Raw genomic sequence first — 14,813 nt, 5'->3', positions numbered from 1 at the left:
CAGGCTATGGTTCGGACAGCTCACGGGACGGCAGACCAAGAACCAAGGGGGTGGGCCGGATGACCCGGCAGAAGTCCGCGCCGGATACCCGGCACCGGGCCACCGTCGTGGACGTGGCCCGGCTGGCGGGGGTGTCGACCGCGACCGTGTCCCGGGTCCTGAACCGCAACTACCCGGTCGCCGCCGCCACCCGTGAACGTGTCATGGAAGCCGTCCGCGAACTCGGCTACGTGGTGAACGCGCACGCACGGGCCCTGGCCGGCGTCTCGGGAGCCACCGTGGGCATCATCATCAGCGAGGTCGTCGACCCGTTCTACGCCTACATCGCGCGTGGTGTCGAGCGGGAGGCCGGTGCGGGCGACCGGCTCTGCCTGGTGTGCACGACCCAGGGCGACCCGCAGCGGGAGCTGTCCTTCATCGACCTGATGCACGAACGGCGCGCGGACGCCGTGGTCCTGGTCGGCGGCAGCGTCGCCGACCGCGCCTACCGGGCCGAACTGGCCCGGCGGGCCCGCGAACTGGACGCCTCCGGTTCCAAGCTGGTGCTGTGCGGGCGGCCCTCACTCGGCGAGGACGTCCCCACGGCCGGTGTCGAGTACGACAACGAGGGCGGCGCCTTCGCCCTCACCGACCACCTCCTCACCCAGGGCCACGAGCGGATCCTCTACCTCGGCGGACCGCCCGCCCTGTCGACCACCATCGACCGCCTCGCCGGCCATCGGCGCGCCCTGGAACTGCGCGGTGTCGAGCCGGACCCGGAGCTCATCCAGCCGGGCGCGTTCGGCCGCACCTTCGGATACCGCAGGATGGCGGCGCTGCTGCGGGAGGGACCGCGTTTCACCGCCGTCTTCGCGGCGAACGACATCGTCGCGGCGGGTGCGGCGCAGGCCCTGGAGGAGGCAGGGGTCCGGGTGCCGCAGGACATCTCGCTGGTCGGATACGACGACGTACCGGTCGCGCAGGAGCTGCGGCCCCGGCTGACCACCGTGCACGTCCCCCTGGAGGAGATGGGACGGCAGGCGGTGCGCGTGGCCCTCGGCGGCAGTGAGCAGGACGACTGGCGTGCCCCCACGACCGGTGTGCTCCGGCTCGGCACGCACATCGTGGTGCGGGATTCGGTGGCGCCCCGCTCCGGCCGTCGCAGCGGCAACGGCAGGCGCGCCGAGAGCCGCTGACACGGTCGACGACCGCTGCTGCCGGGAAACCGCTCGGCGGTGATCCGCATCCGGCGACCGGTTCGCGTCGCGCGCCACCTCGACGTGCGGTGCGGGGGCGAGCCGAGGGGGCCGTCATAGTAACGAGCAGTAAATTCACGCCCCGTCTTGCGGATCGACAGCAAACGCTTACATGCTGTCCGTCGTATCCGGTGAACCCCATGGGGAACATCCGGACGCACCCTGCCCGCACGACACCGCCCTGTGCTCCACCCGTCGCGTCCGGGGACCGCGGGCCGCGGCCGCGACGGCCTGCTCGCGCGGTAGTTCACCACGGCCCGCCCCGGTCTCGGGGCAGCTCCCCGTCCTCGGTCGCCCACACGGTCGCGGACCAGGTCCCGCCCAGCTCCCCAGCGGCCCGCTCCGCGCCCACCGGACAACCCGACCTCCACAAGAGCCCCTGGCTCGTTAGGAGAACGTCTCCCGTGCATCCTTCCGCTCCTTCCCGCCGATCGCTGCTCGCCACCGCCGGTGCCGTCGGCGCCGCGCTCGCCCTCGGCTCGGGTACCGCGCACGCCTCCGCCGGCGGCGGCTCGGTGAAACTCGTCGCGCGGCCGTCCGCGGAATCCGAACGGCTGCGTCTGGTCCAGGCCCTGCGGGCCGGCGCGTTCCAGCCGACCGGCCGCTACGTGCCCGCGAACACGGCCCTCACCTTCGACGTACGGGCCCACGACGGGCTGGTGCCGACCCTGTGGATAGGCCAGTGGGACTACTACGGCACCGTCAAAGCGCCGCGCGAATACCCGCTCACGCCGGGCACCAACACGGTCACCGACCCCTACGGCGGTCCGGTCTACTTCTCCCTCGCCGGCGACGGTGAGCGGGCGACCGTCCGGTTCCGCTCCGGCGACTCGGCGATGCCTGTCTTCGTGCTCGGCCGAACCGATGAGTCCGCCTACCAGAAGCAGTTGGACACCCTCACCGACATCCCCTTCGTGGAGCTGCGCGGCCCCCGCTCCATCGTGACGCTGAGCCGGGACGGCGCGCTGCTGTACCGCGACGAGGACCATGCCGCCCTGCTCCGGCTCTACGAACGGATCATCCAGGCCGAGAACGACATCAGCGGCCTGGACGGCTCCGCACCGGTCCACCGGCCCAAGGCCGGCGGCTTCCACTTCACCGAAGTCCCCGTCGTCCCCTCGGGCGTCGGCGCGTACGCCACCCACGGCTACAACGGCTTCCCGCGTGCCTACCTCGACCGGGCGACCACCGTCCAGGGCCTGCTCACCCGCGGCTGGGGGCTGTACCACGAACTCGGCCACACGCACCAGCAGTGGGCGTACAAGCCGACCGGGCTGACCGAGGTGACGGTGAACATCTACTCGCTGGCCGTGCAACGCGCCCTCGGCCAGCCGAGCAACCTCCTGAACCCCAACTCGACCACGGGCCTCACCCCCTACGAGTCCGCCCTGCCCAAGCTCGGTACGAGCGGTCTGGCGTACGAGACGTCCTTCGGGGCGTACGAGAAGCTGGTGCCCCTGCGCCAGCTGGAGCTGGCCTTCGGCGACAGCTTCTGGCCCCGGATGCACAAGCTGGTCCGGGTGGAGCACCCCGAGTCGGCCTACACGGAGACCGCGAAGCGCTACCGGGCCCTGGCCACCTACTCCAGCAGGGCCGCCGGCTACGACCTGACCGACTTCTTCGTCAACAGGTGGGCCTTCCCCATCGACGACCAGGGCAGGACGGAACTCGCCGCGCTCAACCTGCCGCAGCCACACGTCGATCCCTCCACCCTGACCGAATGACCGCGCGGGCCGCTCCGACGCCCGGTCGGAGCCGCCCCCCGTTATGTTCTTCGCGGTCCTGCGAGAGGGCCGCCGGCCTCCGGGTCCGGCATGGCTGTTCCCCTCTGTCGAACGGATGACCTGGGGGGGGGTGTCACCGGGCCTGGTAAGCGCCGTTGGAGACGCTGATGAGAGGTCCGACCACCGCCCGGCCCGGCAGCACAGAGGCACCCCCGAGGCCGGTCGGAGCGCTCTCCTCGGCACGAACACCTCACCAGCCGCAGCACGTTTGCGGTCACCCGAAAAGGAGCAGGTCGACCACCATGCCCGCACCTCATCTGGACCTGCCGCCGACCGACCGCGTCCTGTCCCCGCGGACCGGATGGACCCGGGCGCACTGGGAAGCGCTCGCGGACCGGCAGCTGGAGGCCCTCGTCCCCTACGCGACGCCCCGGTTCGCACAGTACCGGCTGCCGGGACGGGCCAGTTGGTCGGGCATCGTCTCGGACGGACTGGAGGGGTACGCGCGGTCCTTCCTGCTGGCCGCGTTCCGGATCGCGGGGGCGAACGGAGAGGTCACCCCCGGCCTGATCGAGAGGTACACGGAGGGCCTGGCGGCGGGCACCGCACGGGGCAGCGGCGAGGCATGGCCCGAACTCACCGACTGTTCACAGCAGATGGTGGAAGCCGCCTCGATAGCCATCGGCCTGCACGAGACCCGGCCGTGGATCTGGGACAAGCTCGACACCCGGGTGCGGGAGCAGGTCGTGGACTGGCTCTCCGGGTTCGTGGGCCATCGCACCTGGGACAACAACTGGCGCCTGTTCCAGGTGGTGTCGGAGCAGTTCCTGGCATCGGTCGGGGCCCCCTTCAGCCAGCGCGACATCGACTCCGGACTGGACCGTATCGAGGACTGGTACATCGGTGACGGCTGGTACACGGACGGCGACGGCCGCAACTTCGACTACTACAACGGCTGGGCCATGCACCTCTACCCCCTGATGTGGGCGCGGATGGCCACACCCGGTGGGGACGGAGGCAGGGTCAAGGTCTACCGGGAGCGGCTCGCCCGGTTCCTGCGCACCTACCCCCAGTTCTTCGGCGCGGACGGGGCGCCTGTGCACCAGGGCCGCTCCCTGACCTACCGGTTCGCGGTGACCGCACCGGTGTGGATGGGCGCCCTGGCCGACTGCACCCCGCTCGCGCCCGGCCTGACCAGGCGGCTGGCCTCCGGCACGCTGCGGCACTTCGTGGAACGGGGCGTACCCGACCGGCGCGGGCTGCTGCCGCTCGGCTGGTACGACACGTTCCTGCCGGCCACACAGCCGTATTCGGGTCCTGCCTCCCCCTACTGGGCGAGCAAGGCGTTCCTCGGTCTGCTGCTGCCCGCCGGCCATCCGGTGTGGACCGAACGTGAACAGCCGCTGCCCGTGGAGGAGTCGATCCAGTTCACGGCGTTGCCGGCACCGGGCTGGCTGCTGCACGGAACGCCGCACGACGGCGTCGTCCGCCTGATCAACCACGGCAGTGACCACAATCCTCAGGACGGGCCGGGCGAGGACGACCCGCACTACACGAGGTTCGCCTACTCGACGGCCACCGCCCCCGAGTCGTCCCCCCACGTCCAGGAACGCGCGGTCGACAACCACCTGGCCCTGATCGCTCCGGACGGCACTCCGTCCCGCCGCCGCCGTATCCACCCCCTGACCTGTGCGGACCGTCGCGCCACGTCTCGGTATCACGCCTGTCTCCCCGACCACCGGGAGGAGTTCCCGATCGAGTCGACCAGCGTCCTGCACGGCCCGTGGGAGATCCGGGTGCACTGGCTGCGGGCTCCCGTGGGTGCGTCGGTCCGGGAAGGCGGCTACGCGGTCGCGGACGACACGCTGCCGTACGCGGACCTGGGCCCCGGCTGGGCTCTCACGCGTACCCGGACGGGTCTGACGAGTGCCGTGGTGGCCCTGTACGGCTGGGACGAGACCGGCGGCATCGCCCGCGAGGCCGAGGCGAACGCCTACGGGCCCCACTCGGCGACCCCGTACCTGACGGCGCACGGCCACCCGGGCGGGCCGAGCGTCCATGTGACCCTCGTGGCGCTGGCCCGGGACACGGTGCACGCCCAGGCCCTGCGCGAGGCGATCGCATGCACCGTCCAGGATGATCTGGTACGGGTCACCTTCCCCGACGGCGGCACGGTCACCGTCGTCCCGCAGCGCCTCGACAACGGCTCCTGACAAGGGCTCTGACCACGGCCGCCGGTCCGTCCGACCACGGCCGCCGGTCCGCCGGAGCGGACGCCTGTGGGAGCGGCCACCGAGCTGCTCTCCCGCGGCTCGCCGGCACGGTGCGCCGGCGGCGGCCACCGCCTTCACCGGTGGCGGCTCGGGTCGGTGTGCTCCCAGGCGTCCACGGAAGCGCGGGGCACGAGTCCTTCGGCCACGCCGGCTCGGCGCCACGGCCTGTGGGGCCCGGACGTCCGGGCCGTCAGCCGGTCAGGTCCAGCTCGGCGGCGACCGTCTTGCCGACGGGGGCGCGGTCCAGGACGTCCCACCGGTCGGCGAGCGCCTCCACGAGGAGCATGCCCCGGCCGGTCTCCGCGAGCGGCTGGGGCGCGGGGCGGGGAGCGCCGGGCGCCGGGGGCCGTACCTCGTCCCGGGTGTCGGAGACCTCGATGCGCAGGGTCCGGCCGAGGAGACTGACGGTGACCTCGAAGTCCCGGCCGGGGACACGCCCGTGCGTGACGGCGTTGGCTGCGAGCTCCGCTACAAGCAGGGCGGCGGTGTCGGACGCGTCGCTGCCGTGCGGCACGCCCCAGCCGTCGAGCTGGTGCAGTACGAGCCGGCGGGCGAGGCGGGCCCCGCGCGGGGTGGAGCTGAACTGCTGGGTGAACACACGTACGGTGACGGGTCCTTGGCGGGTCACTGGGGTGGACGGTGGCGTCATATGCCCAATCTGGCGGCGGTTCAGGGGTGTTCGCCAGCAGCGACCCGCGTACGCAGAGTCAGCGTACGCGCACATTCGGTAGACGGTACGCGGCACTCTGCGTGACGATGGAGCCGAGTCAGAAGCGGTACGGGCGTGGCGGGTGCGCGGGAGGTGGCCGACGGTGGCCTACGAATGCACGGAGAGCGGTACGGGGGCGGGCAGCGCGGAACCGGGGGCGTCGGACAGTCTGCGCACGTTCGGCGCGGTCGTCCAGGCCCTGCGGGAGCACGCGGGCCTGAGCCGCGAGGAGTTCAGCGGCCTGGTCCGCTTCTCCAAACACACGGTCGCCTCCGTCGAACAGGGCCGCCGGATGCCGGACCGGGACTTCGTGGAGCGAGCGGAGGAGGCACTCGGCAACACGGGGGCACTGCGGAAGGCGGCGCCGCATCTGTCGCGGCAGGCGGGGCTGGCGAGTTGGTTCCGGCAGTGGGCTCGGCTGGAGGCGCGGGCGGTGACCTTGTGGACCTACGAGTGCCGGGTGATTCCCGGCTTGCTCCAGACCGAGCGGTACGCGCGAGCCGTGACCGAAAGCGTGCCGCCCGTGAAGGACGAGGGGCAGGTGGCCGAGCAGGTTACGGCTCGGTTGGAGCGCCAGCGACTGTTCGAGCGCAAGCCTCCGATCGCGTTCAGCTTCATCATCGAGCAGGCGCTGGTCGAACGCGGCACGGGAGGCCCTGATGTGACGCGGGAACTGCTCGACAGCCTCTTGGAACGGTCGTTGCAGTTCAACGTCGAGTTGCAGGTCATGCCGCGATACCAGCCGGATCACGCTGGCTTCGACGGGCCGTTGCGGCTCCTCGAAGCGCAGGACAACAAGTGGTTCGGCTACGCGGAGGGGCAGCGCGGCGGCTTGCTGATCTCGGACCCGAAGGAGGTCAGCATCATGCTCCAGCGGTATGCGAGACTGCGTTCACAGGCTCTCACCTCCGACGACTCCAGGAGCCTGCTGAAGCAACTTCGAGGAGCGCTATGAGCAGCATCGACGAACGGGCTTGGTTCAAGAGCAGCTACAGCGGTTCCGACGGCGACGACTGCGTCGAGGTGGCGAACGGCACCCAGGCGATCCACGTCCGGGACTCCAAGGACCAGCGGAGCCCCGAACTCGCCCTCTCCCCCACCGCATGGAACGACTTCGTCTCCTACGCCGCCCAGAGCTGACCCTCACGCCCCGCGCCGGACCCGTCCGACGCGGGGCGTTGCCGTTCACTCGAGGAGGGGCGGTGTAGCCCTCGGGGGGTATTGACCGATCCACCCCGCTCACAACTCTAGGGACGCACCGTGCTGTGCGCGTACTGTGAGACGGTATGGGGGAACTGCGTGCGGACTGGAGACTCAGGCTGCGGCGCGAGAACGCGCACGGCCCCATCTGTGGCGCCGGCGTGCTCGTCGACCAGTACACGGCGCTGACGTGCGCCCACGTGGTGCGCCACCCGGACGCCGTGATGTGGCTGGAGTTCGCAGAGAACGGCGAGCTCGAACCGGTCTCCGCACGCGTCATGCCCGGCGGCTGGCTGCCGGAGGGCGAGAGCGGCGAGGACGTCGCCGTGCTGCGCCTGGACAGCCCTCGCCCGCAGGCGCGCCGCGCCCCGCTGGAGCCCAGGCTGTGGGGCGGAATGGAGGTGTACGCGACCGGTTACGCGGAGGGCTTCGACGACGGCATGAGCCTGTGGGGGCGCATCGGCGGCGCCAGCGGTGAGCGGGTGCAGCTCGACGCCGTCACCAGGACGGAGGTGGTGCGCGCCGGCTTCAGCGGCGCCGCCGTGTGCACCCGGCCTCGGGAAGGCCGTCCCGCCCGTGTGGTCGGCCTCGTCGTCAGCTGGCGCGGCGACCTGGGCGAAGCGCTGCCCGAAGACAACCGGCTCTCCTTCTCGTACCTCATCCCCATCGACCGGATCGCCGAAGTCTCGCCGTTCGTCAAGGAGTTGAGCAGCCCCCATGCCTGGGACCACGGTTTCGAGGAGCGGTTGACCCGGTGGTTCGACGACCCGGACGAGGACCCGGTGAAGATCACCGTGGTGCCTCCGGGCAGCGGCAAGGACCGCTCGCTGCGCCATCTGACGCACCGCGCCCACGTCGTCCACCGCGGCGGCGCCGGCCGGCCGGACCTCATCGACCACGCCTTGGACCAGATCACCTTCCCGGCCGGCGAGTACCTGGCGTACTGGGACTGGCTGCGCGGCGCCAGGCCCCGACCCGCGCGGGTGGCCGACCGTGCGCCCGTCCTGCCGGTCACGGTCCTCGTCGACGGCCTCGACGAGGAGCCCCAGCCGGGCCCCCTGATCGAACTTCTGGACCGGCTCCGGGGGTTCGGCTTCCGGCTGCTGCTCGTCTTCCGCCGCGAGGGCGGCCCCGTCTGGACCGCCTCCCGCGACCTGCTGCTGCGGCCCGCGCTCCTCCGCCACGCGGACACGCTGCTCCACCGGCTGCGGCGCGCGGAGCTCAGCCAGGCGATCCGCCGCGACGTCGTCGACAGTGCCTCCCTCGGTTCCATGACCGAGACGGCCGACCGGCACGGAGCCGCGCGCCGCCTGATCGACGATGTGCGGGACCCGCAGGAGCAACTCACCCGGCTGCGCGCGCTGATCAGGACCCTGCGCGCCGACCTGAGCCGCCACGGGGACCGGTGATGCGGTGCTCCGCCCGGCCCGCACGAGGGAGGAGGACCACGAGAGGATGACGACCTGCCCGCACCGGCGCTTCACCGGGGCCCCCTGCGGCGGCACCGTGCTGCCCACCGGCCACTGCGCCGCGTGCGGCCGCGCGGAGAACGACCCCGGGCTGCCCGCCCTGCCAGAGGACCCACGGGAACTCGGCCCCCGCGAGCTCCTCGCGCTTCCCGACCGGGAGCCGCGTCCCGCCGGGGAGCGCCTCATCCGTCCCGAGGCGCCGCTGCGCATCCGCATGGGCTGCTCGTCCGCCGACTGCGGCATCACCTTCACCCCGCCCTACACCGAGGGCCCGGTGCCGATCGAGGGCTTCTGCCCGGCCTGCGGCGAGCGCTACTCGTACCGGCCCGAACTCGGCGAGGGCGACCTGCTGCGCGACCAGTACAGGATCATGGGCCCCATCGCGCACGGCGGCCAGGGCTGGGTCTACCTCGCCGAGGACACCCATCTCGGTGACGTCGTCGCCGTCAAGGGACTGCTCAACCGGTACGAGCACGACGGCGCCCGGCTCGCCGACGTCGAACGCCGCAACCTCGTCGCCATCCGCCACCCCCGCATCGTCCAGATCCGCGACTTCGTCGCCCGGAGCGACGACACCGGTCAGGTCACCGGCGGCTACATCGTCATGGACGACGTCGGCGACGGCACCCTCGCCAAAGTCGTCGAGGAGGTCCGGCGCGGTGAGTCCGTCCTCGACATCGAGCACGTCGCGGCGTACGGCTGCCAGATCCTCGAAGCCTTCGTCCACCTGCACGCCGACGGCGAACGGGTCTTCGTGTACGGGGACATGAAGCCCTCCAACGTCGTGCACCACGGTCACGGCGTCAAGGTCATCGATCTCGGCGGCATGCGCGAACAGGGCCAGAGCCAGCCACCCGCCCATGTCACGCCCGAGTACATGGCGCCCGAGACCGGGGCGTCGGCCATCCCCACCGTCGCCCACGACCTGCACACCGTCGGCGTCACCCTGCGGGAACTCGCCCGCTGGGCCGTCGCCGAGGTGCCCGGCCTCGGCACCGCCTCCTTCCAGCGGGTCGTCGACCGTGCCGTCCGCGCCGATCCGGGCCGACGTTTCGCCGACGCCCGTGAGATGGTCGGCCAGCTGCGCGGCGCGCTGCGGGAGATCCGTGCGCTGCGCGGCAAGAGCGACCCGCCCGAGCCGTCCGACTACTTCCGGCCGTCCGCGCAGTTGCTCGGCGCCCGGCTCGGCACGGTGCCGGGCATCGAGCACTGGCTGGACCGCCCCCGCCGCGACCGGTACGAGCCACCCGTGGCACCGGCCCTCGACCTCGGCGCCCCCACACCCACCGAGATCGCCGGCTGTCTGCCGGTGCCGAGACCCTATCCGGGCGATCCGCAGACCGCACGCTTCGAGGTGAGCAGCGGCTACGACCCGGGCCAGCTCCTCCCGCAGGAGGGCGAGAAGCCGCGCTCGGTGGAGATCTGCCTGCACAACGTGCGCGTCCTGCTGGGCCGGAACACACGCGAGGACCTGCGGCGGGCCCAGGAGGAACTCGACACGGCCGACTCCATCCCCGGGCCGTCCGCCGTACGCCGGTGGCGGCTGGAGTGGCACCGCGCCCTGCTCGCGCTGCGCAGCGCCGACCTCGACGACGACCCGCGGCAGGTCGCCGAGGCCAGGGCCCACTTCACGCAGGTCCACCTCGAACTGCCCGGCGAGTACGCGCCCAAACTCACCCTCGCCTACTGCGCGGAGCGCCTCGGCGACGACACGGCCGAGCCCACCGCCGAGGAACTGTACGCGGCGGTGTTCGCCCGCAACCCCGCGCACGGCGGCGCCGCCCTCGGCCTGGCCAGGATCGCGCTCCGCGCACACGACCGCCGGGCCGCCATCGATGTGCTGGGCCGGGTCCGGCAGGGCACCTTGGACCACACCGTCGCCCGGATCGCCGCCCTGCGCATCCGCGCGGCCCGGCTGCCCGGAGACGGTGATCCCCTGCCCTCGCCCACCGAGGTCGACGCGGCACTGGCCCAGCTGAGCGGCCTCGTGGGCCGACGACCGGGCGCAGGGGAGCCCAGCCTGTCCGAGGACGAGGCGCTGCGCCTGAGCACCGAACTCCACGAATGGAAACTGGACGCGGTGCACAGCCTCAGCGACCGGCCCGGTTCTCCGGGAAGGGGTGCCGAACGGCTCAGCGCCCGCAGTCTGAGACGTCTGAGCTCGTCGGAGCGCGAGTTGCGCGAGCGGATGGAGTCGCACTATCGGCGACTGGCGGCACGCCACCAGGAGCCGGCCGCCGCCCACGAACACCTCGTGGACCTCATGCACGCGGTACGGCCTCAGACCCGGACGTGACCGCACGGCACGGCGCGGTGCGGCACAGCGAAGCACGGCACGGCACCCGGCAGACGGAATCGGCACCCAGCACACCGTGTGCACGGCACCGCAGGTGAAGGAAGGGTGATGTACGACATGAGCAGCCACACCCGGCCGCCGCAGCCGGGTATCCGACTGCAGGTCGACCTCGGCGGCGATCTGCGCCCGCACCGAAGCGCGAAGATCGAGGCCCATCTGCGGGTCGACGTGGCCGCCGACGGCGCTCCCACCGACCTGCCCGCGGTCAAGCTCGCCGTGATCATCGCGGTGGACGTCGCCGAACCCCACCGGGCAGCCGTCCGGCACGCCCTGCCGGCGGCGCTGCGCGCCCTGCCCGACCGCATCTCCTTCGCTCTGCTCGGCAGCGGCCCCGAGCCGGCCCGGTGCTATCCGCGGGGGGACGACGAGTGGGCCGTCGCCGACCGGGACGAGAGGCGCCGCGCCGCCTTCGTCGCGGGATCGCTGCCGCTGCACCGGGAGGGGTCGCGTCCGGCCGGGTACGCCGCCTGGGTGGCCAGATCGCGCGCCCTGCTCGCCGGCCGGCCGGTGTCCGTACGCCATCTGATGCTGATCACCGACGGCAGCAGCGCCGTCGGCGAGACCCGCCTCGAAGAGGAACTGGACGCCTGCGCGGGACAGTTCACCTGCGACGTCTTCGCCGTGGGCGCGGACTGGGTCCCCGACCCGCTGCTCACCCTCGCCGAACGGCTGCACGGCACGGCCGAGTTCGTGGACGACGGACTCGGTCATGCGATCACCGCCGCCATTCAGCGACTGCGCCGGGTGCACACTCCCCAACTGCCGATCGAAGTGACCGTGCGGCCCTCCGTACGCCAGGTCTCGCTCAGTGAGAAGGCGCCCCGGCCGCGCCGCCTCGGCGGTCTGCCGCAGCCCGGCCGACCGCACCGCTGGTGCTTTCCGACCTACCAGTGGGAGCAGGGCAGACGCGACTACCTGCTCACCCTGGTCGCCGACTCCGCCGCCGACCCGCTGGAGACCGAGCTGCAGTTCGCCATGGTCTCCATCGGTGATGTCCACGTACCGGTCACCGCCCGCTGGCACCTTCCCGAGCAGTCCCCGCGCCATGCCCCGGCGGGTGCCGACAGTGTGCGTGACCTCAATGCCACCGCCAGGATGCGGAGTGCCCTTCGCCGGGGACTCGCCGCTCTGCAGGAACACCGGTGGGACACCGCCGAGGACTGCTTGGGGCAGGCCGCCCGGCTGGCGGCGCGGTTCGGCACGGACTGGGTGCTGGACGAGATCCGCACGGTCGCCGACATCGAGGACGCGGCCGCGGGGCGGGTCCGGCCGCGCACCGTCGACGCCGACACCCTCGGCCCGATGATCCTGCGCGCCGGGTCCCGTCCCGGCGGCCCCCTGGCCGACGCCGTCGGTGCGCGGCCGGGCCCGCACTGCGCCGGCTGCGGGACCCCGGCCGGGAGCGAGGCCCGTTACTGCATCGCATGCGGGGAGAAGCTGCTGTGACGGCCGGACGCGCCACCTCCCCGCACCGGTACTCCCTCGCCGCTGTCCGGCACCGGTACTCCCTCGCCGCTGTCCGGCACCGGTACTCCCTCGCCGCTGTCCGGCACCGGTACTCCCTCGCCGCGAACCGGCACCGGTACTCCCTCCCCGCCAGCTGGCGCAAGCGCCTGAGCCCCTGGCGGACCCGTCGGCTGCTGGAGGTGCATCTGCTGGTCCTGTTCCTGCTCGCGGCCGTCGCGTCGACCGCGCTGTTCCTCTCCTGCCGTCAGCTCCAGCACAGCGCCGAAGCACTCGCGTCCCGCGAGGCGCCGGCCGTGCAGGGGCTCGCCGCCACTCGGCTCGCGGCCCTGCGCGCCGACCAGGAGGCCCACGCCCTGGTGAAGATGAACCTCATCGGTGTCGCGGGGTCGGGCGAGACCTACCGGTCCCAGCTCTCGGCCGCCGACCAGGGCCTGACCCGGATCGCCGACCGCACGGACCAGGACCTCGGCACGGTCAAGGGCCTGCTCGCCACCTACAGCAACTCGCTCAGCCTCGGCACGTCCCTCTACCGTGACCAGCCCCTCATGCGGGAGCAGAAGCTCGCGGAAGCGGACTCGCTGCTCACCCGCGAGACGGTGGGACTCGCACCCCGCCTGGACGCACTGCAACGGGTCCAGCTGCGGCACGCCGAAGCCACGGCCGCCATGGGGCTGTGGCAGCGCAGCGGGTGGTGGCTCGCCGAACTCGCCCTGGCCGCGATGGCGCTCACCCTGCTCTCGGCGCTGTTCGTGCTGCGCGACCGCTGCGGGCGGGACGTCAATCCGTACCTGCTCGCGGCCTTCGTCCTCACCGTGCTGCTCGCGGTGGTCCCGCTGATGACGGCGTCCTCCACCGAGGACGACCTGGACGGGGCGGTCAGGGATCTGCGGCAGATCACCGCGGTGTCCCGGCACAGCGGGCCGGGGCTGGCCGATGCGCAGCAGCGCGTCACGGAGAAGTCGGAGGAAGTCCGGCAGAAGACGGCCGACGGCGCCTGGGCCGACAGGGTGTACCAGGGCGCGTTCGTCGGCAGCCTGCTGGCCGTCGTCCTGCCCGTGCTGGGGCTCGGTCTTCGGCTCGACGACGACTACTGGAGGCGACGGTGACCCGGCGGTTCAAGGTGCTCGTCCTCGTCGTGGTCATGCTGCTGATCGCCGCCGGCGGCATGGTGGTGGTCTGGGCGCAGCACGACGACGAGGAGCCGGTGACCATTCTGGGGACGTGGACGGCCAAGCAGGCGGACCAGTTCGAGACCGTGCTGCGGGGCTTCGGCATCCCCTTCCGCTACCAGGGCACCGCGGCCCAGCGGGAGGTGCTGCTGTCCAAGGTGCAGTCGGGGGAGCCGCCGGACATCGTGATCATGCCGGGCCTCGGTGAACTCGCCGAGTACGCCGACCAGGATCTCCTCGAACCGCTGGACGATCTCTACGACCCCGAGGAGTACGGCGCGCCCTGGAAGTCGACCGGCTCGCCCTCCGAGCCCGTCTACTGGGTCCCGGTGAAGGCGGACCTGAAGAGCATCGTCTGGTACCGCCAGGGTCACCGACCGGCCGATTCACCCGTCCCTGTGAAGAGTTGGTGCGTCGGCATGGGTGACGACGGCGCCTCCGGCTGGCCCGGCACCGACTGGATCGAGGACCTCGTACTGCAACGGGAGGGCCCGGACGTCTACGAGAAGTGGGCGCTGGGCAGCGGCGAGGTGAAGTGGTGGCGGAGTGATCCGGTGCGCACCGCCTGGGAGGCGTGGGCCGGTCTGCTCCGGCAGGACAGGGACGCGGCCGAGCACGCTCTGCTCACCGACCATCGCGGCGCCCCGGACGGCAACGGGCTGCTGTTCGACGGCTGGGGCGGGTGCACCCTGGAGCACCAGGGCTCCTTCGCGCTGTCCTTCTACAAGGGCGACGCGCGGCACGCGGGCCTGATGGACTCCGCTCCGCTCCTGCCCGGAGACGGCGGCCGGGTCCGGGCCCACGAGGTGACCGGCGACTTCGCGGCGCTGTTCAGCGACCGCCCCCAGGCCCGGGCACTGATCCGTCAGCTGGCCTCCGAGGAGGGCCAGCAGAAGTGGGCCGATCTGGCGGACGTCTTCTCGGCGAATCGTCAGGTGACACCACGAGGCGGTGCGGTCGAACAGGAGATCGCACGACGGCTCGGTGCGGGGCCCCGCTGCCTGGACGCCTCGGACGTCATGGCACCCGCCGTGCGGGACGCCTTCTACGAGGCCGTTCTGCTGACCACCGCGAGGGCCGCCGCCGGTCAGGACCTCGACATCCCGGGCCTCCTCCACGATGTGCAGCGGGTGCAGGACGCCCGGTCCGCGCAGGGCGCCGACGCCAGAGCGGCTCCGAAGACGGTGTGCAGTACGCGGTGATGTGTGTGC

The 14,813-nt window shown here is 72.2% G+C and carries 11 protein-coding genes; 10 read left to right on the top strand and 1 reads right to left on the bottom strand.

Annotation, left to right across the window (positions count from 1 at the left end; all coding sequences use genetic code 11):
- Positions 1–59 precede the first annotated feature (59 nt).
- The 3 genes from ACFV9M_RS10865 (at position 60) to ACFV9M_RS10855 (ending at position 5,172) form a co-directional block, all read left to right on the top strand.
- The gene (locus ACFV9M_RS10865; RefSeq protein WP_385062860.1) at positions 60–1,175 is read left to right on the top strand and encodes a LacI family DNA-binding transcriptional regulator; all 1,116 of its coding nucleotides are present in this window, start codon (positions 60–62) and stop codon (positions 1,173–1,175) included.
- Between the two features lie 464 nt (positions 1,176–1,639).
- Positions 1,640–2,959: a M60 family metallopeptidase gene (locus ACFV9M_RS10860; protein WP_385062862.1), complete on the top strand. Its 1,320-nt coding sequence runs from the start codon at positions 1,640–1,642 to the stop codon at positions 2,957–2,959.
- Between the two features lie 302 nt (positions 2,960–3,261).
- On the top strand, positions 3,262–5,172 hold the full coding sequence (locus ACFV9M_RS10855; protein WP_385062864.1) for a DUF2264 domain-containing protein: 1,911 nt from the start codon (positions 3,262–3,264) through the stop codon (positions 5,170–5,172).
- 250 nt (positions 5,173–5,422) lie between these two features.
- On the opposite strand, the gene ACFV9M_RS10850 is transcribed toward ACFV9M_RS10855, so the two are convergent.
- Positions 5,423–5,881, bottom strand: a complete 459-nt coding sequence (locus ACFV9M_RS10850; protein ID WP_385062866.1) for an ATP-binding protein — start codon at positions 5,879–5,881, stop codon at positions 5,423–5,425.
- A 163-nt stretch (positions 5,882–6,044) separates the two neighbouring features.
- Here ACFV9M_RS10850 and ACFV9M_RS10845 point away from each other — a divergent pair, with 163 nt between their 5' ends.
- The 7 genes from ACFV9M_RS10845 (at position 6,045) to ACFV9M_RS10815 (ending at position 14,804) form a co-directional block, all read left to right on the top strand.
- The gene (locus ACFV9M_RS10845) at positions 6,045–6,896 is read left to right on the top strand and encodes a Scr1 family TA system antitoxin-like transcriptional regulator (RefSeq protein WP_385062868.1); all 852 of its coding nucleotides are present in this window, start codon (positions 6,045–6,047) and stop codon (positions 6,894–6,896) included.
- Positions 6,893–7,081: a DUF397 domain-containing protein gene (locus tag ACFV9M_RS10840; RefSeq protein WP_385062870.1), complete on the top strand. Its 189-nt coding sequence runs from the start codon at positions 6,893–6,895 to the stop codon at positions 7,079–7,081. The genes ACFV9M_RS10845 and ACFV9M_RS10840 overlap by 4 nt, the downstream gene beginning before the upstream one ends.
- 146 nt (positions 7,082–7,227) lie before the next feature.
- Entirely contained in the window at positions 7,228–8,550 is a 1,323-nt protein-coding gene (locus tag ACFV9M_RS10835; RefSeq protein ID WP_385062872.1) for a serine protease, read from the top strand.
- A 46-nt stretch (positions 8,551–8,596) separates the two neighbouring features.
- Complete coding sequence (locus ACFV9M_RS10830) at positions 8,597–10,906, top strand: tetratricopeptide repeat protein (protein WP_385062874.1); 2,310 nt, start codon at positions 8,597–8,599, stop codon at positions 10,904–10,906.
- Between the two features lie 117 nt (positions 10,907–11,023).
- Complete coding sequence (locus tag ACFV9M_RS10825) at positions 11,024–12,412, top strand: vWA domain-containing protein (RefSeq protein WP_385062876.1); 1,389 nt, start codon at positions 11,024–11,026, stop codon at positions 12,410–12,412.
- Positions 12,409–13,539: a hypothetical protein gene (locus tag ACFV9M_RS10820; RefSeq protein ID WP_385062878.1), complete on the top strand. Its 1,131-nt coding sequence runs from the start codon at positions 12,409–12,411 to the stop codon at positions 13,537–13,539. Before ACFV9M_RS10825 ends, ACFV9M_RS10820 begins: the two co-directional genes overlap by 4 nt.
- Positions 13,536–14,804: an extracellular solute-binding protein gene (locus ACFV9M_RS10815; protein WP_385062880.1), complete on the top strand. Its 1,269-nt coding sequence runs from the start codon at positions 13,536–13,538 to the stop codon at positions 14,802–14,804. The genes ACFV9M_RS10820 and ACFV9M_RS10815 overlap by 4 nt, the downstream gene beginning before the upstream one ends.
- Positions 14,805–14,813: the final 9 nt, after the last annotated feature.

Source organism: Streptomyces sp. NPDC059895, from assembly GCF_042731035.1.
Taxonomy (GTDB): domain Bacteria; phylum Actinomycetota; class Actinomycetes; order Streptomycetales; family Streptomycetaceae; genus Streptomyces.
Note: the sequence above shows the minus strand (reverse complement) of the source record. Positions and strands in the feature narration are given on the sequence as shown.

Bases quoted from the DNA above. Each gene is read 5' to 3' on its own strand.
- ACFV9M_RS10835 (WP_385062872.1), top strand. From the start codon at position 7,228: ATGGGGGAACTGCGTGCGGACTGGAGACTCAGGCTGCGGCGCGAGAAC.
- ACFV9M_RS10865 (WP_385062860.1), top strand. From the start codon at position 60: ATGACCCGGCAGAAGTCCGCGCCGGATACCCGGCACCGGGCCACCGTC.
- ACFV9M_RS10855 (WP_385062864.1), top strand. From the start codon at position 3,262: ATGCCCGCACCTCATCTGGACCTGCCGCCGACCGACCGCGTCCTGTCC.
- ACFV9M_RS10825 (WP_385062876.1), top strand. From the start codon at position 11,024: ATGAGCAGCCACACCCGGCCGCCGCAGCCGGGTATCCGACTGCAGGTC.
- ACFV9M_RS10840 (WP_385062870.1), top strand. From the start codon at position 6,893: ATGAGCAGCATCGACGAACGGGCTTGGTTCAAGAGCAGCTACAGCGGT.
- ACFV9M_RS10850 (WP_385062866.1), bottom strand. From the start codon at position 5,881: ATGACGCCACCGTCCACCCCAGTGACCCGCCAAGGACCCGTCACCGTA.
- ACFV9M_RS10830 (WP_385062874.1), top strand. From the start codon at position 8,597: ATGACGACCTGCCCGCACCGGCGCTTCACCGGGGCCCCCTGCGGCGGC.